This window comes from Clostridium hydrogenum, assembly GCF_021432385.1.
Taxonomy (GTDB): domain Bacteria; phylum Bacillota; class Clostridia; order Clostridiales; family Clostridiaceae; genus Clostridium_S; species Clostridium_S hydrogenum.
Genome location: NZ_JAEACT010000002.1, coordinates 708,050 through 729,190 on the forward strand (window position 1 = coordinate 708,050; position 21,141 = coordinate 729,190).

Sequence of the window (21,141 nt, forward strand, 5' to 3'; positions counted from 1 at the left end):
TGTAAACCTTTCCAGTAGTAGTGAAAATTATACTTTAATTTTAGAAAATATAGTTATATTCTAAAATTTTCGTCTATGGACTTTGTATATGTAAACAAATTATATCATAACATTATACTAAGTTCTATTGTTATCACTGCCTTTTTCTATGGTACCTATTCCTTCTTTTAGAATGTAACTTAAAAGCTGCATAAAAATGCAGTATGGTCTAAAACTTTTTATAGCTAAACACTCTGCAAGATTGAAATTAATAATATCAAATTCATCCTGTTAAATTACAATTTATCAGGATAAACTTGGTACTTGTAATTTCAATGTTTCAAGTTGTACATCTATAAAAAGTTTTAGACCATACTGCAAATTAACATTCACCTAGTAATTTTTTATCAAACTATATATTGAATATCATTACCACTATCATTAATGTAGTTTATTATAGATTTATTTGTTTTTAAATCTACAAATAATTCACATCGCTTTTCGCCCTTAGTCCATACAAGGTTAATCTCATCATCCTTGGAATCTATAACCTTAAAATCTCCATTAAATGCATCATATTCATTTCTAAATCTGATAAGCTTTAATAGCCTTTGAACTACTTCTCTTTGAAGAGCTTGCTCTATTTCTAAAACACTAAAGTTGTGACGATTAATTTCTCGCCTTTCACCAGTAATTTTTGCACGCTCTATATCATTTTCTCCTGCTAGTAAACCAACGTAGTATACTTGAGGTATTCCAGGTGTAAAAAATTGAATAGCTCTTGCAGCCAAATACGCATCATTATCACAATTTAAAGCAGAATAATAGGAACATTGAATTTGATGAACATCAAAACCATCCTTATCCTTATATTCCTCTGTTAAAATACGACTTAAAGTTGCCCCCCTCTCTACACATACATCAACTACTTTTCTTGCAGCTTCACTATCAATAAGGTCATCCATATCAGGTTTTACTGGAATACCATCATGACAATCAAGAGTTGTAAATTGATTTTTAGGGCGATTTTTTAAATACTCACAAAGTCTACCACTTGACTTATTTATTAATGTATCAAGAACAGTATATGGCAAAATAAAATCATAAATCCAAAAACCATGCTCTGCAAGCTTATATTGCGTTTCATACTGTGAATGAACCTCAGGGAGTAATTCAATTCCTAAAGAATTTGCTAGTTCCATAATCCAATCTAAAAACTCGTATACCTCTGGTTCTACAAAAAAGCAGCTCGTTCCAAGCTTTTTTATAACATATCCTACAGCATCTAATCTTACTATTTTAATACCATGCTTGCTAAAATTAACAAAGAACGCTTCAAGTAGCTTTTTAACCTTTTCGGAGCTTATATCTAAATCTATCTGCTCTGATGGATCTGTCTTTCCAAAAGTTGTCCATACTTTTTCTTCTTCACCATTTTCCTCTATTTTAAAAGTAGAGTATGGATGTTCCCTTCTAAGAAATATCTTTTCTACATCCTCTTTAACAGGCTCGCCATTTTCCCACAACTTATCTAATGTAATAAAGAAATCAGCATATTTAGATTTTCTACCCTTCTTTAAAAAATCCTGAAAGTATTCTGATTGTTTGGAAATATGATTAACCATTAAATCCACTAATACATCAAAGTTCTTACCTATAGAACTTATATCCTTCCATGTACCAAATTTAGGCTCTATCTCAAGATAAGTAATTGGTGCAAATCCTCTATCACCAGATGACGGAAATGGTGGTAAAATATGAACTCCTCCGCTGCAAATATCAGAAAAATACTTTATTAGGACATTATTAAGAGTTTTTAAATCTCCACCTAAAGAATCAGCATATGTAATAAGCTGTACTTTATTTTTTACTGACATATAATGACTCCTCCCTTTTATAAATTATATATTGCTTTAATTTCTTCAAGTTTAGGCAAATCTACTACAGCTCCTGTATATTTCAACTTGTAAGCACTAACTGCAAAACCAAAACTTAATGCCTCCCTTATAGTATAACCTTTAACAATAGCTGCATAAAATCCAGACCAAAATGCATCTCCTGCTCCTGTAGTATCCACAACCTCTGATGCCATAGTTTTAAATTTAATAGTTTCTATTCCATTAGATGCTATGGCCCCATCTTTACCTAACGTCATTACCACAAGCTTCGCTCCAAGCTTTAAAAACTTCTGTATTTGATTTTCATGGGTATCCTTTCCAAATAATCTTTCTGCATCATCTTCTGAAGGCTTAACTATGTCCACTTTACTAATTATATACTTAACATATTCTACTCCTTCTTCACCATTCTCCCATATCATATGATGATAATTAGGATCAAAACATATTAACATTTCATTTTTTATTGCTTCTTCAATAACCTTTTCTATTGTCTCACGTACTGGATGTTTAGATATAGGCCAACAAGAAAAATGGACTATCTTTGATTTGTCTAAAGTTTCTTTAAGCTTTGAATTATAAGTCAAATGATAATCTGCAGCTCTATAAAATATTGGGATTGGGCTGCCCTTACTTTTATTAAGCAATACCATACTTGTAGAATAATCTACTTGCTGTATATAGCTTGTATCCATATCATAATTCTTTAAGTAGTTCAATAGAAATTGACCCAAGCCATCTTTACCAACAGCAGAAGCTATACTTGAATTTATACCTAACTTTTTTACGTTCATAGCAATATTGGCAGGTGAACCCCCAAAAAATTTATTATATGCGTTACCTTGAAAATCATCTCCATAGTCAGCTGAGATCATATCTATAAGCAATTCACCTATAGTTACAATGTCATTTTCTTTATCCTTAAACCTTATACTATCATCAAATTTAATCATTATATCCCCAATCCCTTTCACTCAAAATTTTTAATTTCTCCGGGTTTTATTTCAATTGGCATTTCATTAAGCTCTACCCACAGCGAAATCGCAGAAGGATTATAAGCAAATGTAAAATTCGAAGAAAATTTTAATCTATCCCAAGCTTCAAGATAATCTATAATTTCAATATTTGTAGCATACCAAATATCATCTTTCCCGCTTATATACTCACAAAGTTCCTCTATTACCTTCCAATTATTATCTAAATCAAATTCATAGCTGTGGCCCCATAGATAAAAAAGTCCTAATCCAAAAAAGTCACCATCAATAAATCTTTTTGCAATTTTCATTAAATTAGGATTGCTGTGATGACATGTTGGATCCCATTCTAAAGGCTTTGATGGTAGCCAAAAATTTTCATGATTATTAACGGTTCTTGAATATTCAACTCCTACACACTTCATTACTTCTAAAACTTCTTTATTATATGTGCCATAAGGATATGCCATTCCCCTTACTGGATAGTTAAATAAAGCTTCATGATTCTTTTTATCCTGAAGAATCTCCTCAAACACAAGCTCTTTTGGAATATCTGTAAGTGAAAGATGAGTTAAGCCATGGATAGCAATTTCATGTCCCTTATATAAGTTACGTATTTCATCTTTATTCATTCTTTTTATAAGTAAATCATTTAAGATAAAGCTACCTGCTTCATTTTGCAACCCTGAATTTAGATTAAAAGTTGCTTTTAAATTATATTTATTAAAAAGTTCAACAAGCCTTCTATCTTGAGTAATTCCATCATCATAACTTAAGGTAAATACTTTTCTTCTGCCTTTTGGAAAAATTTTATTTATTTTAATCACAACTATCAGCTCCTAAATTGTCCATTCAATTGCTTTCTCAATATATTCATTCCAAAATGTCCAATCATGAATACCAGGACCTTCCTCATAAGTATGTTCTATGTTTTCTGAGGTTAAGAAACTATGAAACTTTCTGTTTTCGTTTAACAAGAAATCTTCTGTTCCACATGCCATATATATTTGGGGAATATCGGCACCACTTTCCTTTAAACTATGAGCAATTGCTTCTGGATCTTTATCACTTCCAATAAGTTTATTTAAATCTCCAAAAACTCTAGTATAATATTTATAATCTGCAACTGGATCTTTATAATCCTCTGGAATTCCCGCAATATTATAAGTTATAAGAGCAGAAGACAATGCAATAATACGTCCAAAGGTATCTGCATATTTTAATCCATTTCTAATTGCCCCATATCCACCCATAGATAATCCACCTATGAAGGTATCTTCTCTTTTATCTGATAAATTAAACATCTTTCTTGTAACTTCTACAAATTCACGTCCTATAAACTCTCCATATAATGCCCCCATATCAGTATCATCTAAGTAAAAACTATTGTCTCCTGATGGCATAAATACAGCTATATTATGCTTTAATGATAGCTCCTGAATTTTACTTCCACAAATCCAGTCATGCTGAGCACCAGAGTAGCCGTGCAAAAGATACATAGCTCTCATAGGTCCCTTTGGTGCTGCCTCCATTGTTCCAGGTATCTCAATAGTATCTATTGGTAAAACAGCATTAAAGTTAACTAATCTTTTTAAACACTTTGAATAAAAATTCACTTGTAAAAAAGCCATATTCTCTCCTCCTACCTATTTAATGCTTGCGACAGTGCATTTATAAATCCACTCCTAGCTCGCTTACTAACTTCTGCATTATTAAAAATTGAATCAAAACCGTGAAAACATCCCGGGTATAAGTGAAATTCAACTGGGACACCAGCCTCAGCTAAACGTGCAACATACTCTATAGTCTCATCTCTAAAAGGATCAAGTTGTCCTATAAATATATATGCAGGTGGAAGCAGAGATAAATCCTTAGCTCTAGCTGGTGCAGCATAATAAGAAACCTCATCTGAAGAAATGCTTCCTAAATACATTTTCCATGCTATCTCATTAGCTTCCCTATTCCATGCCTTAGGCAAATTTTTTTCGTTTATTTCATAGCTTGAAGGTGTTACATTTCGATCATCCAACATTGGATACAAAGGTGCCTGAAATGCAACTTCTATTTCACCTCTATCACGAGCCATCAAGGCAAGTGCCGCTGTGAGTCCACCCCCAGCACTAGCACCTGCAATTGCAATTTTTGAAGTATCTATTTTTAATTCCTCAGCATTATTAAATGTCCACTTAAGTCCAGCATAACAATCTTCTATTGCAGCTGGATACTTATGTTCTGGTGCCAATCTATAGTCAATTGAAACTACCACACAATTGACCTCTGTAACAAAGCACTCACATAAACTATCATCTCCATCTGGATGACCCATTACATATCCGCCACCATGAATCCAAAATACTACAGGTAATTTTATCTTCTGCCTACACTTAGGTTCATAAACTTTAACTAGCAATTCTGATTCTGGACCATCAATCATACGTGTAGTTGCTAGTACCTCTGGAGATTTTTCCATGGGCGGCAGTGCGAGGTTCCTTATCATTTCTAAATCCTTATTTAAATCAAAGCTTATGTTGCTTTTAAGCATCGGCAGTAGCTCTGGTAAAACCTTTTCTTCGTATGACATAAATCTCCCTCCAGTTATAAATTAAGCTTATAAATAATCAAAAGGTTCTTTTGCATCTATAAAATGTACAGGAATATCATTAAGCATTGGAGGTAACCACTCTGCCATATACTTCATACCAGCCTCTTCACTACGCTCATGACCTAAAACAAGCATTGCCTTATTCATTCCAAGTGCTGCTGCATCTCTTATATATGGGCATAAGGTCCATTCTGTAATATCACCACATACCACAACATCTAAATTTTGTTCCTTCATTAATTTCATTGGCATTTCTTCTACACCTAAGCCTAAGCTTCCGCCTCCAACAAGTATTCCAACTCTTTTGCATTTTGTATTAGGAGAACCAACTATTTGAATTACCTTCATATCTAATTTTTCTTTAAAAAACTCTGATAACTCTTTTAAACTCATTTCTGGTATCTCATAGCAATGTGGAAATTTTAACCCTTTAATCAAATACTTTTCCCATCCAATTTCCTTTAATAAACCAGCATAAATCAAATCAAAGGGTGCTGCATGCATATGATCATGAAAACGCCAAATAGCAATACCGTGCTCGCAAAGAAGCTTTTTCTTTTCTATATATACTGGATCATCCTTTACCCATTCTATATTATCAATTCCAGTATAATAAGTTGGCTCATGAGTAATAATGAAATTAGCACCTTTATCAATTGCCTGCCTAATCACATCTACAGTAGCCATAAATGTAGTTACTACTCCTGTGACTTCTGTATCATAACTACCACTTACAAGCTCATCGCAAGTTTTTTCAAACTTAACTCCTCCAAATTTGTTTAAAATCTCATCAACAATTTCTTTTACCTTCATTAATATAACCTCCTCTACTCTGCATTCATATTAGCCTTTAACTGCCCCTACAACAACGCCTTTTATAAAGTATTTTTGCATAAATGGGAAAATTACAACTATAGGTAATACGCCTATTACAGCAAGTGCCATTCTTATTCCGTTACTTGGGAATTGGACTGCTACATTTCCTACTGCACTGGCACTTCCAGACTGCAAGAATTGAATATTATTCATAGTTGTAACAAGTAAATTCTGTATACTATAAAGATTTGGGTTTGTAATGTAATATAAAGCATTAATCCAATCATTCCAATATGCCAAACCTGTAAATATTCCAATTGTCGCTATAGCCGGTATTGATAAAGGTAATATTATCTTAAAAAATATTTTAAGTTCCCCAGCCCCATCTATTTGCGCAGATTCTATAAGTGAGGTTGGAATGTTATTGCTATAATAATTCCTCATTAAAAAAACATTAAATGCACTCATTAAATAGTTTGGAAGTATCAGTGCAAATATGGTGTCTTTTACATGAAATACTCTTGTCCACATTATGTAGGATGGTGCTATACCTCCACTGAATAACATAGTAAAAATAACAATAAAAGAAATTACTTTTCCATATTTAAAATCTATTCTTGATAGTGGATATGCTAGCATAGAAGTTATGATAATACTTATTCCTGTTCCAAATACTGTAACAAATAATGATATACCATAAGCTTTTACAATAGTTCCAACTTCCTTCATAAGGTACGTATATGCATCTAAACTAAATACTTTAGGGAAGAAACTATAGCCATACTTCACCAAAGCACTTTCTTTTGTAAAAGATGCCATAGTAATTAAAACAAGTGGAGCTAAACTTATTATAACAAGTATAATTATAGCTACTTCTGCAAAAGTACTAAATGACTTTTCTCCACGACTTTTTATATCATTCATTTTATATCTCCTCCCTAAAATAATGAATTTGATTTATCTGATTTTCTTACAACACCATTAGCAAACATTACTAAAACTAATCCTATAATGGATTGATATAATCCAGAGGCTGCTGCCATACCTGTATCATTTAATTGCATCATAGCACGGTATACATAAGTATCTATTGTCTGTGTAGTGCTATAAAGCGCTCCGGAATTCATTGGTACTTGATAAAATAGTCCGAAATCTGAATTCATAATTCTTCCTACAGCCATAAGTGTCATAATAATTATTGTAGGTTTTAATAAAGGAAGTGTAATATTCTTTATCTGACTAAGCTTTCCTGCTCCATCAATCTTGGCTGCTTCATAAATGCTCTTGTCCATACCAGCGATACTTGCCATATAAACAATTGATGCATAGCCAACATTTTTCCATAAATAAACTATTACTAAAATTACTGGCCAATATTTTGGTTCTGAGTACCAAGAAACTCCTTTAGAACCGAAAGCACTTAAAATTGTTTTATTTATAAGTCCTGTGTCTGAATTTAAAAATGCAAATCCGATATATGATACAACTACCATTGAAATAACACTAGGTAAAATTAAAGCGTTCTGATAAAATTTCCCCAATGCCTTTTTAGTTAATTCAGTCATTAATATTGCAACTATTATAGCGCATACTGTACCTAGAACAATAAATACTAGGTTATATAAGATCGTATTTCTTGTCATAATCCATGCATCTTTAGTTTTAAATAAGAAAGCAAAATTCTTAAATCCAACCCAGCTTCCACCAAAGATTCCTTTTGATAAGTCTTGATTTTTAAAAGCAATAACCACTCCTGCCATTGGAATATAGTTATTGACAAGTAAATAAAGTAATCCTGGAACTGTAAGCATGAATAACGGCAATGAACTTTTAAAACTTTTCTTCTTCTTTTTTATCTTAACTTGTCCTTCCATATCCATTTTCCTTTCTTTTTATGAATGAAGTAAAAAGCTTTTACAAACTTTTTACTTCATTCATAATTACTATTTTTTATTTTTAGAAAGCCATTCATTAAGTTGTTTTTGCTTTTCTTGAACAATTGTGTCCATTCCTGCTTCTTTTAATTTCTTAATGAAGTTTGGAAGTTCAGTATTTGGATCTAAACTACCACAATTTAATCCTGGTAAATATTGATTAATTACATTCATAACCGCAGAATATTCTGTTTTTACATTTGAACTATCAAAAGTAAAACCAAATGCCTTAGACATAGCTGAGTTTTTATTTTCATTTTCCATAAGTTTCAAATCATTTGTACTTTGACCTTGTACTGAATATTGGTTAAATTGATTTCCTATAATTCCACAGCTAAGTTGAGCAGTATATGGAACTGAATTAGGATCTTTTCCATTTGGATATTTTACATGATCACTATCTGTTTTTACATAATCCTGTCCTTGTACACCATAAACAAGTAAATTTACTACATCTTTATTAGAATAAGTTAAATTTAAAAACTTCATAGCTGCTTCTTGTTTTTTACTTGTTGCAGGAATTGCCCAGCTAACAGCGTTAACACTTGTAGTTGACAAGTAAGGCTCTCCTAATCTTATCATTCCAATTTGTTTTCCTGTAAGTGCTGAAATTTGAGCACCGCCTTCTTTTCCTGCATAACTTGCGATATAAGAGAAACATTTATCGGCTGATATAAGCTCCGTAGCTAATGTAGTAGTAGTTGCTGCATCTTTGGAAATATACCCCTTATTGTACCAATCTCTAGCTACTTTAACCTTTTCTTTAAATGCATCAGTTTCATAATAATCTTGTACTTTAGTATTATCACCAACTAAAACAGCTGTTGGCTTAAATAAATCATCAGTAAGATAATCTACACCAGTTAATGTAGCCAAAACACCTGAATATCCTTGGTTTGTAGGTGCAACTGGAATCATATTAGGATATTTCTCTTTTACCTTTGCAAAAAGTGCATTTAAATCATCTATACTTTTAATGCTACTTGGATCAACACCCAAAGCTTTCATTATATCTGTTCTATATACTAAGTTTGGAGCAATTGCCACACCTTTATATGATGGAATGGCATATGTTTTTCCATTTGATTGAGTTGTCTTTAAAAAAGAACTTCCCACAATATCCTTAGTTTCTTTTCCATACTTATTAATCAAATCATCTAATGGAGCAACTTCATTTTTAGAAATATATTGATTTAAATCTCCAAGTGTATGGAATAAATCTAATTGTTCTCCACTTTGTATTGCTAAAGATATCTGCTGACTATAGTTTGAAACAGATAACGGTTTTAATTTTACTTTAACATTAATTTTAGGTACTGTAATTTTATCAATAGCATCCTCTACAGTTTTTAGTTGACTTTGATCTGGAAGCTTATTAAAAGTTACATATGAATATACAATCTCATCTGCATTACTTTTATTACTTGAATTAGAACTTTCAGAAGTACTACCACAAGCAGTTAATGTTGTTACACTAAGTACCGTTGCAAGAAAAATCCCTAAAAGTTTCTTTGACCTCTTAATCATATTATCTTCCCCCTATTTGCATTTGTTTTTTTACTATACCTAAATTATAATCATTTCCTTAAGTAAACGCTTTCAAAAATACGCACTAAACTTTTAATTTTAAGTACAAATGGAGCGAAGCAACAATTCTTCGTCGCGTTAAAAAAATTCTATAAATCTAAGATTCAAAAATTATAAAATCCTAAGATATTTCAATAACTCGCTATTGCTCAAACAAATTGAAATATCTAAGTATTTTATAATTTTTGAACCAAGATTTATTAGAATTTTTTTAAATCGTTCCTTCAGTATTGTTACTTCGCTCCAACAGTAATACAAGGATGATTTTTCTCCGTTAGCACTACGAAAAATCTACTAACCTTAGTTTTCCTTTCGAAATGAAACTGGGCTTACACCAGTTATTTTTTTAAAAACAGTTGAAAAATATGAGAAATTATCAAATCCAACTTCAGAAGCTGCCATACTAATACTAATGTCACTATTTCTAAGCAAATCTTTTGCTTTCTCAATACGGTAACTATTAATGTAATCCTTAACAGCAACACCTGTTTTTGTCTTAAACATTTTAGCCAAATAATCTGGGGTTAAAAAAACACTTGCAGCAACGTCTTTTCTTGTAATATCTTCTCTATAATTTTCATGTATGTAGTTTTTTGCTTTATCTATAATTGTGTATGACTTTTTAACTTCATCCAAATAATCAATAGTTTTTGTTGTAATAAAATGAATCCACTTTAACATATCAAATATAGAATTATTAGCATTAATACTAAGTTTTTGTGACACTTTATCAGAAAATAAATTATGTGCCTGTATTTCATTTTTATATAAGAACGCATATATAACCTGCATAAAATCTTGATGCATAGAGTACATTGCTGATGCATCTAGATTTTTTCTTGCCCTTAAAAGTTCAAGCTCCTCTTTCATATAATTAACAATCTTAATCTTTTCTCTATTTTCTAATAACTCACTTACAACACTTATATCAATAGAATATTGTCCTTTGGTATTAAAAACATCCTTATCACCGTACAAAAACACCTTGTTTCTAAACACAATATTATTTTGATCCATCTCTTCTAAATTTACACGTCTATCAGCTAATGAACTCATTTCAACCCCGTCACTTATATAACAAGCAGCTCTGCACTTTAAATACATATCGCAACTGTCTATAAAATTAAGACACCCAGCTTTTATTTCCTTATTAAACTTGCTACTAGGCAAAATTATCAAAACATTATGAGTTCTATCATTAACATAGTATATAATATTATCAAAATCTAGTTCACATATTATGGTTTCCGCCGAAAGCTTTTTAAGTGCATATTCAAAAGTTTGATTATTTATTAATATTCCTTTATTTTCTGATTTTATCACACTAATTAATACTAAATAATATTGCTCACTTATATCTAATTTAAGATTTCTAATTTCTATTTCCTCTTTTATTGAATTAAAATCATTTGAAATCCCAAAAAATAAAAGTTCCCTCCAAAAGTTTTGAAGCATTATCTTTTTATTATTTAACCAATACTCACCATATTCACTGTATTCATTAAGGTGCCTTTCCTTCTTAATCTTTTCAACTGCTTTATCAATAGCCATTTCAGTTTTATCAATATTAAAAGGCTTAGTTATATAGCCTATGGCGTTATATTCCAATGCAGTTGATGCAAATTCAAAGCTTTCATGGCATGTTAAAAAAATAAACTCACTCTTATACTGATTTTTTCTTATCCATTTTAAAAGATCAATTCCTGAACCCTTAGGCATTTCTATATCACAAACAACAATATCAGGAACATTTTTTTCAAATAGCTTCTTGGCACCAGTTATATTATACGCTGTGTCAACTTCATCAATACCTAGTACCTTCCAATTAATAGAATCACGAATTACCTCTACAGTTAACAAATCATCATCAACTATTATTGCCTTCAATTATATCACCTCCATTTATAGGGATTATAATTTCCACTCTTCCCCCAATTCCTTCTTCATTAGAAATCTTTAAAAGATTATCCTTTCCATAAAATATACGTAAGGTTCTTTTTATATTAGAAATTCCAATTTTATATCCATCCGAAGCATCCATATTATAGTTTTCATTTACCTCACTTAAAATTTCATTTGGAAAACCCTCTCCACTATCTTCTATAATTATTTTTATAGCAGCTTTTCCATCAAATGTACATCTCTTTATGTTAACAAAAATAGAAAGCGTTTCCTCAAGCGTCATTGCATGCTTAAAAGAATTTTCTACAAAAGTATGAATAAGAAATTGTGGTATCTTTTCTTCCTCAATAGAAGCATCTACATCAATAACATAAAAAACACTGTTAGGAAATTTAATTTCTTGCATATAGAAATAGCTTTTTACATATTCTATTTCCTCCCTTATAGGTACTATTATTGTTTCACCTTTAAACATGTATCTAAGATGACTTGATAAAGCATCTATAAATTTTCTTATTTCCTCATCTTTATTTTTATAGGTTAAACTATGTATAGTAGTTAATGCATTCAAAAAAAAGTGCGGTCTAATCTGCATATGCAGGTATTTTAATTCAGCCTTCTGCAGCTCAATTTGCTTTTCATATTCTTTTATTTTTAAAGTTTTAATCTCTTTAATCATTAAATTGAAAGACTTGTTTAAAGTTTGAAATTCTAGCAAACTTCCCTGATTTTTAACACTATAGTCTAAATTACCCTGTTCAACCTCTTTGGTTCCAACAATCAAAGCTTCTATAGGCTTTATGATTTGTTTATTTAAATAATAAACTACATATGATAATAACAATAACGAAATAACTCCTAAAACGGCAATAATCAATTGAACATAATTAAGTCCAAGAATTATATTTTTTTCTTCTATAATTGAAAATAAGTCAGCATTACTTGTTCCTATATTCAACGAATTTATAATATACTGCCTTCCATCATTACTAATGCTATGTTTATGCTTTGGCAAAGGATAAGACATTTTTGAAAAATTTGTATTTTCTGACTTTTTTATAAAATTTCCTTTTTTATCACACAAAACTATTTGCTGTTGTATATTCGGATTCGAATTTCTAACCAAATTCATTAAAGTACTTGAATTAATAAATGCAACTATAATATTACCAGAAAAATTATAGGCCTTAAAAAAAACCTCTTTATTATTAATCTTTATTGGTGTCCATAAATCCATTAAATTATATGTTTTATCATATAAATCCTTCTCAACAACATTATCTAAGCCTGACTTATCATAAAAGCTTAGATCTGAATTGTAACTTGATAATATAATTTTATCTTGAATATTATAAACTATAAAGGCATCTGCGTATTTATTATTACTCATCCTTTCCGTCAAAATATCTTGTAATTCTTTTTGTGAAAAATATCTTAAGGATTCATTATCACTGTTAATTTCCAATATATCATCAACATTTGATGCAATCTCATTCAAATCATTTAATGTACTATTAAAACAATTATTCATATCGTTCACATATATTCTAAGTTCACTTTCAGCTGAATTCATAGCATTCGTTTTAACAACATAAAATGAATAAACATTACTAACAATTAAGGTTGCAAATAATATTGACATTACAATAGTTGCTGCTAAAGTAACTTTAAATACCAAGGAACGTCTATAATCATTTATATATTTTTTCATAAGTTTCAACCATCCATATTTTTGGGGCTATGGTTTAAATAAGTGTTGATTTTCACACTTATTTAAACCATAGCCATTTTTTTTAAGATACGTAAGTTGATTTTATAACGTTTACACAAAGCTGTCAACTAAATCAATTCTCAATGCACAGTTCACAATGCACAATGAAGGATGATTTACCTTTCCTTGCGTCAGGGAAATCTTAAACTTAAATGCTGTCAGCTTCGCTGAACACCATTAATGCTGCGATTGCGTAAACAATAAAAAAATAAGTTATAAGATTTTCTGTAACAAAGTGTAGGAAAATCATCCTTCATTGTGAATTGTGCATCGTGAATTGTGAATTGATTTAGTTCGCATCTTTTTAAATTTACCAATTAAATAATTTTAGTGTTACCACCCATTATATATATTCACCTTTTTTTATTTCCTTTAGTATGCTAGGCTTATCCGTTATAATACCATCTACATTTAGCTTTATCATATTGTCCATTCCATTTGATTTATCAATTGTCCATGCATATATTTTTTTATTTGCTTTATGAATTTGCAATATCATTCTTTTTGTTATAAACTTCTGTTCCACACTATAAAAATCCACGTTCAAGGCTGCTAAATTCCTAACTGGCCTACAAACTATATATCCCGTTTTAATATGTGGGTTTAAACTCTTAACATTTAATAAAATTTTATAACTCATAGAATGAACCATACATTGATTTACAAAATTATTTTTTTCTATAATACCAACAACTTTTTTAGTTAAATCATCAGTGTTACCATAAGGCTTAATTTCTATAATTAACTTAAGCTTACCCTTTGACTTTTTTATTACTTTATCTAAAGTTGGTATTCTTTCTACGCTGTGTTTAGATGGACTATGCATAGCTATATTTAATTTCTCAATTTGATTAAAACTTAAATCATCAACTGTATCATTTACTCCTGTTAGCCTTCTTAGATTTTTATCATGCATTAGAACTACCATTCCATCTTTAGTCTCTTGGACATCAATTTCTGCATAATCTACTTTTTGATTTATTGAATCCTCAAGTGCATGAATAGAATTTTCAGGTTCATTAAAATACACGGCTCTATGTGCTATAACCTTTATCCTCTTTAGCATAATATTATCTTCTAAATATTTAGAATTATTATTTTCATTAGCATTAGCTTGTTTTGCCTCAGCTGTTACAGCTTGATTTACAATATAGGCAAATGTAACACATATGAAAACTGCAATAATTGTAAATAGCATTTTATATTTTTTTATATTTTTACTTATCATGTTACCATCGCCCTCTCCATAAAGTAATTCAGTTAAAACAACCTTAACTAATAATTAATATATCTTCAACAATTGCATATTATAATTATTACCTTTAATAATAAATATTATATCGTGAAGATCACTATCAAAATATAAGTTTGAGTTACATTTGGGTTACATTATGGTAACAAACTATTTATAGATTAGCCCTTTTAGATACTCTCCATAATCTTTAAAACCTCAGCAATGCACTGCTCTAAATGAATGTTTTCAACAATATAGTCATATTTAACCCCCTTAAAGGCTTCCCTATCATTATTTATCCTATTTTCAATTTTGACTAAACTATCACCACGTTCAAGCATGCGTTGTCTGCGAGTGGCTTCATCCACAGAAATGTATATTGCAGTAAATTTTATATCTTTAATCTTATTTTTTAAATACTCTACCCCTGCTTTATCTACAACATATAAGTCACTATTGTAAAGCATATCTCTCGTAATAAAATAATAATTATTATCAAAAATAGTTGGTGCAAGAGCTCTACCTTCATCACATGCCTTATGATATTCCTCTAGAGTTACAAAATTATAGCTACTTTCACCCTCATACCTTTGTGCTCTAGTTGTAGATGATTTTGCTAATTTATATTCATACTTTTTCTGAAGAATATTACATATAGTTGTTTTCCCACATCCAGATTCTCCAACAATTAAAAATACAGTTTTCATAATATCAACCCCGTTCTAGATATAAACCGCTTGAAACTTCAAAATTAATTTGTACCAAAATGATATCTTCTGAGCATTATGGTGCAAATTGATTTTGGTAGTTGAAATGGTTTATCCATATATGGTTTATAGTAAATTATATCATGGATGTGATATTATTAAAGCAGAATAATTAAAGATTATTCAAAGTACAAATCCAAGGGGTGTTCTACTATGAATTATGCCTATACTCAAATAATCGAAGCTATTAAAAGTGATATAGAAACAAGACTATATAAACCAGGCAAAAAACTTCCCTCGGTAAGGGAACTTAGTAAAAAATATAATTGTTCTACAAACACAGCTGCTCGTGCATATGAACATTTAAAAAATAGTCACTTAATATATTCAATTCCTCAAAGCGGTTATTACCTTGTAGAAAATTCTATAAAAAATACTGAAACTAATAATGAATATATTAACTTCTCCTCTGGGAATCCAATTATAGGTAATATGAATACTCCTGATTTAAAGCACTGTCTTGATAGGGCCGTTGACATATATAAAAATAATTCTTTAAGTAATACTTACTCTGGTGTTAAGTCTTTAAAAGAAATTTTGCCGAAATATCTTTCTAGTTTTCAAGTTTTCACACATTTAGATAACATTTTTGTGAATCTCGGCATACAACAAGCTTTAAGCATTTTAACGTATATGAACTTTCCCAATTGCAAGGATACCATATTGATCGAGCAACCTTGTTATAGGTTCTATGTTGAATTTTTAAAACTTTATAACGTAAAAACAATTGGTATTGAAAGAAACGAAAACGGCATTGATTTAAATGAACTTGAACACATTTTTAAAACTGAGAAAATTAAATTTTTCTATACTATTCCTAGAAATCATAACCCTTTAGGAACCTCTTACAACAAGACTCAAAGACTTACAATAGCAAAGCTTGCTGCTAAATATGATGTGTATATCGTTGAAGATGATTATTTTGGCGACATATCCTTCGATAGTAAATTTGATCCTATTTATTCCTATGGTGATTACAAACATATTATATATTTAAAAAGTTTTTCGAAGATACTACCCTGGATGAGAATTGGAATTACTGTTATTCCTACAGAACTTTTAGACATATTTAAAGACCAAATACGTGTATCCTTTTTTAACTCATATTTTTCTGCTTCCCTTATTTCCCAGGCAACGCTTGAAATTTATTTACGAAGTAATATATTAAAAAAGCATACTACTTCTATAGCTAAAGATTTATCAGAAAAACAAAAATGCCTTAGAAAAAACCTATCTAAATTAAAGGATTATAACTTATCTTATATGGGAGGGAAATCAGGAGTATATTCTTATATATCTCTACCAAACACCATAAATGCAGATAAGCTTGCAATTAATTTAAGAAAGCGTAAGGTTCTTGTATCTTCCGGCAAAAACTTCTTCATCAATGATAATGCCAATAGAAATGGCATACGCCTAAGCATTGCATGTACAGACAAAAATGCCATAAACTTAGGGTTTAAAATATTATTTTCAGAACTAAAGAATTATAGATAAAACTGTATTGCTACAGTTCAAATTTTTCTAAATTGAAACTCCTATTTTGTAATTATATAATAAAATTAAATTAATATATTTAGGAGTGATTGCAATGTATCATGAAAAGTTAAAACCATTTCCAAAGGATTTCTTATGGGGGGCTTCTACTTCTGCATACCAAGTTGAGGGTGCTTATAATGAAGATGGAAAAGGCTTATCCGTTCAAGATGTAGCAAAGCATCCTGAAGGTACTTCTGACTTTAACGTTACTAGTGACTTCTATCATCATTATAAAGAAGATGTTAAACTATTTGCAGAAATGGGTTTCAAGGCTTTTAGATTTTCTATAGCTTGGACAAGAATATTGCCAAATGGAACAGGTGAAATTAATCAAAAGGGAATAGACTTCTATAATAATTTAATCAACGAATTATTATCCTATAATATAGAACCAATTGTTACAATGTATCATTTTGATTTACCATACGAGCTTGAAAAAAAAGGTGGCTGGTCAAATAGAGAAACTATTGATGCCTTTGAAAACTACTCAAAAGTACTATTTGAAAGCTTTGGTGACAGAGTTAAATACTGGCTTACAATTAATGAGCAAAACATGATGATTTTATTTGGAGCAGTACTAGGAACAGTTGGTGAAGACGGTCAAGACCCAGCTAAAAAATTATATCAGCAAAATCACCATATGTTACTTGCACAGGCAAAGGCAATGAAATTATGCCATGCTATGTGTCCTAATTGCAAAATAGGTCCTGCACCTAATATTTCTTCTATTTATCCAGCAACTTCAAAACCAGAAGATATACTTGCAGCTTCAAACTTTTCATCAATAAGAAATTGGTTGTACTTAGATGCTGCTGTATTTGGAAGATATAATAGTGTTGCCTGGAGTTACATGGAGAAAAGAGGTTGTGCACCAATCATTGAAGCTGGAGATATGGATATATTAAAAGGTACAAACCCAGATTTTATAGCTTTTAATTATTATTCAACAATGACAGTTGCCGCAAACAACGAAACTGGTGCAAATGATAAGTCTAAAGCAGACCAGCAGCGTGCCTTTAAAGAAGCAGGCGTATTTGAAGGAGCTGCAAACACAAATCTAGAAAAAACCCAATTTGGTTGGGAAATAGATCCTATTGGCTTTAGAAATACTTTACGTGAAATAAATGAAAGATATAACCTACCATTAATAGTTACAGAAAATGGTCTTGGTGCTTATGATACAGTTGAAGAAAATGACACAATTAATGACGATTACCGTATAGATTATCTTCGTAAGCATGTAGAACAAGCTCAGCTTGGAATTACAGATGGAGTAAAACTTTTCGGATATTGTCCATGGTCTGCAATTGACCTTGTAAGTACTCATGAAGGCTGCAAAAAACGTTATGGCTTTATTTATGTAAATAGAGATGAATCTGATTTAAAAGATTTACGTCGTATTAAAAAGAAGAGTTTCTATTGGTACAAGAAAGTTATTTCAAGCAATGGTGAAGATTTAGCAGAATAAAAGGTGTATATAATCCTTAAATATTGTGAAGCAAAGTGTAGTGCAAAATCAAAGAACCTTTGGCAGGTGTAGAAAAATGATGTTAGTGAACAGCGGCTCAAAATCCTAAATAAAATTAATAAAACTAAGAGGCAAATTTTTTAAAGCTTAAGATCTTTCGATAACTCGCAAAAAAGACGCTCAGACAATCTAAAGCTCTAAAGCTTTAGAAAATTTCCCACTAAGTTTTATACAATTTTATTTAGAAATTTTTTCACCACTATTCCCTAACATCATTTTTTTCCTACGCCTACCAAAGGTTCTTTGATTAATCCATTACATCTTTGCTTTCCAATATATAATCATTTTATAACAACTTAATACAATAATTTTAATTATTCAAGTAATAAATATTGTTTCTATACTACCCCAAAATTCCGTAGGCACTAAAATTTTTACATTTAAAACCCTGTGCATTGCGAATTACGTATTAAATACTATTGGTGCGGTATCCACATTCAAAGCACACCGTTACTATCTTCCAAATACATTTGTATAGGCATCTAATGTTCTATAGTAAGAGGCCTTTGGAGAATATAAGCTTGAAAAAAGTAATGGATGATCTGAATGCCTCCAGGATACATCATCAGAAAGCCCCCACCATGTTATACCTGTAATATTTGCTCCAGCTTTTTTAAGCTGACAGATTGAACTCATAATATTATATAAATATGCAGCTTGATCAGTGTCATTGTCAGAACCAGCATCTAGCTCTGTAATCTGAATTTGTAAACCTGCATTCATAAAGGTCTGTAAAGCTGCTTTGTAATAATCAGCACTTGGAAATGTTGAACTAAGGTGTGATTGGCAACCAATACCACTGCAATATTTAACACCAGAATTATTAATAAAGTTAATCATTTTTACGATATCAGAAGCTTCCATATACTCATTATAATCATTATAGAAAAGACTTACTTTATTTTGTAGACCAAAACTGCTTATTGCTTCATAAGCATAACGGAAAGCATTCTTTACAAATTGAGGGTAATCTGTAACACTTCCATAAATCTTATTCCAACCTGAGGTAGCTGGTGAATGAAAATATTCATTTACAACATCCCATGCATAAACTACACTTCCATATTTGCTTGAATAAACATGATTAATAACTGTCTTTATATAAAATTGCATACGTGCATCCATAACAGCTGGAGTTACATAGCTTCCATTAGCATTATAGCCTGTCCTAAATAACCAATCTGGAGTTTGTGAATGCCATACTAAAGTGTGTCCGCGCAAACTTAATCCATTGTTATAACAAATTTGCAATACTTGATCAATAGTATTAAAGTTGATTCTTGGCACTGTAGCTTCTGTATAATTGCTTGGAATATAATATCCTAATGCCTTTGCTGCTGAAACACTAATTAAGTTAGGCGAAAACCCAAGTAATGCATCTGGTTTCATTTCGTTTTCAAGTGTGATACTGTTATATCTTTGTTTAACAACATTTAAAGTAGCTTGGTTTTGTAATTGTGAAAGGTTTATACAAGTACCATCCTTTCCAAACTTACTTCCATACGTATTTAATAAAGTTTGATCATTAGTGGCTGCATAAACCTTTGAAATTCCAACTAACGAAATAGCAATAGTTGTAGATAACGCAACCGTAAGTAAACGCTTAAATATTTTTTTCATTATTAATACCTCCTAAGTATATTTGTAAATTTACATATTTACATTCTATAACATTTTATATATTTTGTAAATATATAGATGTAATAAAGTTTAATTGTAATTTTGTGTAATAACGTATAAAATAAGAGTATTTTGGAGTCATCAATTAATAACACTTAATATTCCAAAATACTCTTACCTCTTAATAATTTTAAATAAATTTGTTTACATTATCGGAGCTAAATAATCAGCATACTTTTCTTCCTTATCAGTTACTGCAATTAAAACTTCCCCTAACCTCTCTCCAATAAAGTTAAAATAATTGGTATATTTTTTATTTTTTCTAACCTCTTCAGGAATGAAGTTGTATATCTTCAAAACATCATCACATCTATTTGATATATTATGAAGCACTGGCAATATATAAATATCCTTGTTACATTTTTTTATAGCACTATTTTTATAAAAAATCTCACCTAACTCCTTAATACTATATAATGCATCTTCATTTTGAGGATATTCTCTTTTCTCTCCTTCATGAAACTTCCCTAGTACTGCTTTAACTGCAAAATAGGCAAAGTCACCCATACAAATTACTACTTTGTATCTAAATTGTTTTTTATCTTTATCAACTATTTCATCTTTTAGCTTATCTAGCTTTCTTAAATCATATGATTCTTTTGTATCTAGCCCTTTCTTTTTGCCACCATTATCAACAGCATTTATAAACTTAAAAATATCTGTACGATTATTAAAATCATAAGGAAGCTTACATTTATAATTTTTAATTAAATACTCATTGGTATAATATTTTATAGGCACGATAATACTGTTATATATATAGTGATTAGGATCTATAGCTTTTTCAACATTATCAACGGTTTCCGTTGGTGAATCCCCTACTATTAAAATAGGCGATTTATCATATCCCCATTTTTCCTCATAAATCATATATAAATCACTCCTATGATAAAATTATTTATTATAAAACAGATAATTACCTTGGAAATC

17 protein-coding genes are annotated in these 21,141 nt (G+C 30.4%); 2 read left to right on the top strand and 15 right to left on the bottom strand.

The annotated features are described in order from the left end of the window. Window positions 1-386 precede the first annotated feature (386 nt). The 13 genes from gtfA to CUEA01_RS03355 form a co-directional block, all read right to left on the bottom strand. Complete coding sequence (gene gtfA, locus CUEA01_RS03295; RefSeq protein ID WP_234118073.1) at window positions 387-1,856, bottom strand: sucrose phosphorylase; 1,470 nt, start codon at window positions 1,854-1,856, stop codon at window positions 387-389. A gap of 17 nt (window positions 1,857-1,873) precedes the next feature. Further along, window positions 1,874-2,830, bottom strand: a complete 957-nt coding sequence (locus tag CUEA01_RS03300) for a carbohydrate kinase family protein (RefSeq protein WP_234118075.1) — start codon at window positions 2,828-2,830, stop codon at window positions 1,874-1,876. A gap of 17 nt (window positions 2,831-2,847) precedes the next feature. Beyond that, entirely contained in the window at window positions 2,848-3,678 is an 831-nt protein-coding gene (locus CUEA01_RS03305) for a polysaccharide deacetylase family protein (protein ID WP_234118077.1), read from the bottom strand. Between the two features lie 12 nt (window positions 3,679-3,690). Further along, window positions 3,691-4,482 carry an alpha/beta hydrolase gene (locus tag CUEA01_RS03310; RefSeq protein ID WP_234118078.1) on the bottom strand — a complete coding sequence of 264 codons (792 nt, stop codon included), beginning with the start codon at window positions 4,480-4,482 and terminating at the stop codon, window positions 3,691-3,693. An 11-nt stretch (window positions 4,483-4,493) separates the two neighbouring features. Continuing rightward, on the bottom strand, window positions 4,494-5,432 hold the full coding sequence (locus tag CUEA01_RS03315) for an alpha/beta hydrolase (RefSeq protein WP_234118080.1): 939 nt from the start codon (window positions 5,430-5,432) through the stop codon (window positions 4,494-4,496). A 27-nt stretch (window positions 5,433-5,459) separates the two neighbouring features. Further along, the gene (locus CUEA01_RS03320) at window positions 5,460-6,266 is read right to left on the bottom strand and encodes a Nif3-like dinuclear metal center hexameric protein (RefSeq protein WP_234118082.1); all 807 of its coding nucleotides are present in this window, start codon (window positions 6,264-6,266) and stop codon (window positions 5,460-5,462) included. A gap of 30 nt (window positions 6,267-6,296) precedes the next feature. Continuing rightward, window positions 6,297-7,193 (bottom strand): carbohydrate ABC transporter permease, encoded by an 897-nt coding sequence (locus CUEA01_RS03325; RefSeq protein WP_234118086.1) that lies wholly within the window; start codon window positions 7,191-7,193, stop codon window positions 6,297-6,299. A 14-nt stretch (window positions 7,194-7,207) separates the two neighbouring features. Further along, complete coding sequence (locus tag CUEA01_RS03330; protein WP_234118094.1) at window positions 7,208-8,143, bottom strand: ABC transporter permease; 936 nt, start codon at window positions 8,141-8,143, stop codon at window positions 7,208-7,210. Between the two features lie 69 nt (window positions 8,144-8,212). Continuing rightward, window positions 8,213-9,730 carry an ABC transporter substrate-binding protein gene (locus tag CUEA01_RS03335; RefSeq protein ID WP_234118102.1) on the bottom strand — a complete coding sequence of 506 codons (1,518 nt, stop codon included), beginning with the start codon at window positions 9,728-9,730 and terminating at the stop codon, window positions 8,213-8,215. A gap of 360 nt (window positions 9,731-10,090) precedes the next feature. Further along, window positions 10,091-11,677, bottom strand: a complete 1,587-nt coding sequence (locus tag CUEA01_RS03340; protein ID WP_234118111.1) for a response regulator transcription factor — start codon at window positions 11,675-11,677, stop codon at window positions 10,091-10,093. Next, window positions 11,658-13,403, bottom strand: a complete 1,746-nt coding sequence (locus tag CUEA01_RS03345; protein ID WP_234118119.1) for a sensor histidine kinase — start codon at window positions 13,401-13,403, stop codon at window positions 11,658-11,660. Before CUEA01_RS03345 ends, CUEA01_RS03340 begins: the two co-directional genes overlap by 20 nt. 403 nt (window positions 13,404-13,806) lie before the next feature. Further along, window positions 13,807-14,691, bottom strand: a complete 885-nt coding sequence (locus tag CUEA01_RS03350) for a glycerophosphodiester phosphodiesterase (protein WP_234118121.1) — start codon at window positions 14,689-14,691, stop codon at window positions 13,807-13,809. Between the two features lie 194 nt (window positions 14,692-14,885). Further along, window positions 14,886-15,404, bottom strand: coding sequence for an AAA family ATPase (locus CUEA01_RS03355; RefSeq protein ID WP_234118123.1), 519 nt, complete (start codon window positions 15,402-15,404; stop codon window positions 14,886-14,888). A gap of 213 nt (window positions 15,405-15,617) precedes the next feature. On the opposite strand from CUEA01_RS03355, the gene CUEA01_RS03360 reads away from it, so the two are divergent. Further along, complete coding sequence (locus CUEA01_RS03360) at window positions 15,618-16,961, top strand: aminotransferase-like domain-containing protein (RefSeq protein ID WP_234118132.1); 1,344 nt, start codon at window positions 15,618-15,620, stop codon at window positions 16,959-16,961. A gap of 94 nt (window positions 16,962-17,055) precedes the next feature. Then, window positions 17,056-18,471: a glycoside hydrolase family 1 protein gene (locus CUEA01_RS03365; RefSeq protein ID WP_234118134.1), complete on the top strand. Its 1,416-nt coding sequence runs from the start codon at window positions 17,056-17,058 to the stop codon at window positions 18,469-18,471. Between the two features lie 513 nt (window positions 18,472-18,984). On the opposite strand, the gene CUEA01_RS03370 is transcribed toward CUEA01_RS03365, so the two are convergent. Both CUEA01_RS03370 and CUEA01_RS03375 read right to left on the bottom strand, forming a co-directional pair. Next, window positions 18,985-20,151, bottom strand: a complete 1,167-nt coding sequence (locus tag CUEA01_RS03370; protein WP_234118143.1) for an endo-1,4-beta-xylanase — start codon at window positions 20,149-20,151, stop codon at window positions 18,985-18,987. 204 nt (window positions 20,152-20,355) lie between these two features. Then, on the bottom strand, window positions 20,356-21,081 hold the full coding sequence (locus CUEA01_RS03375; protein ID WP_234118145.1) for a hypothetical protein: 726 nt from the start codon (window positions 21,079-21,081) through the stop codon (window positions 20,356-20,358). Between the last annotated feature and the right edge of the window lie 60 nt (window positions 21,082-21,141).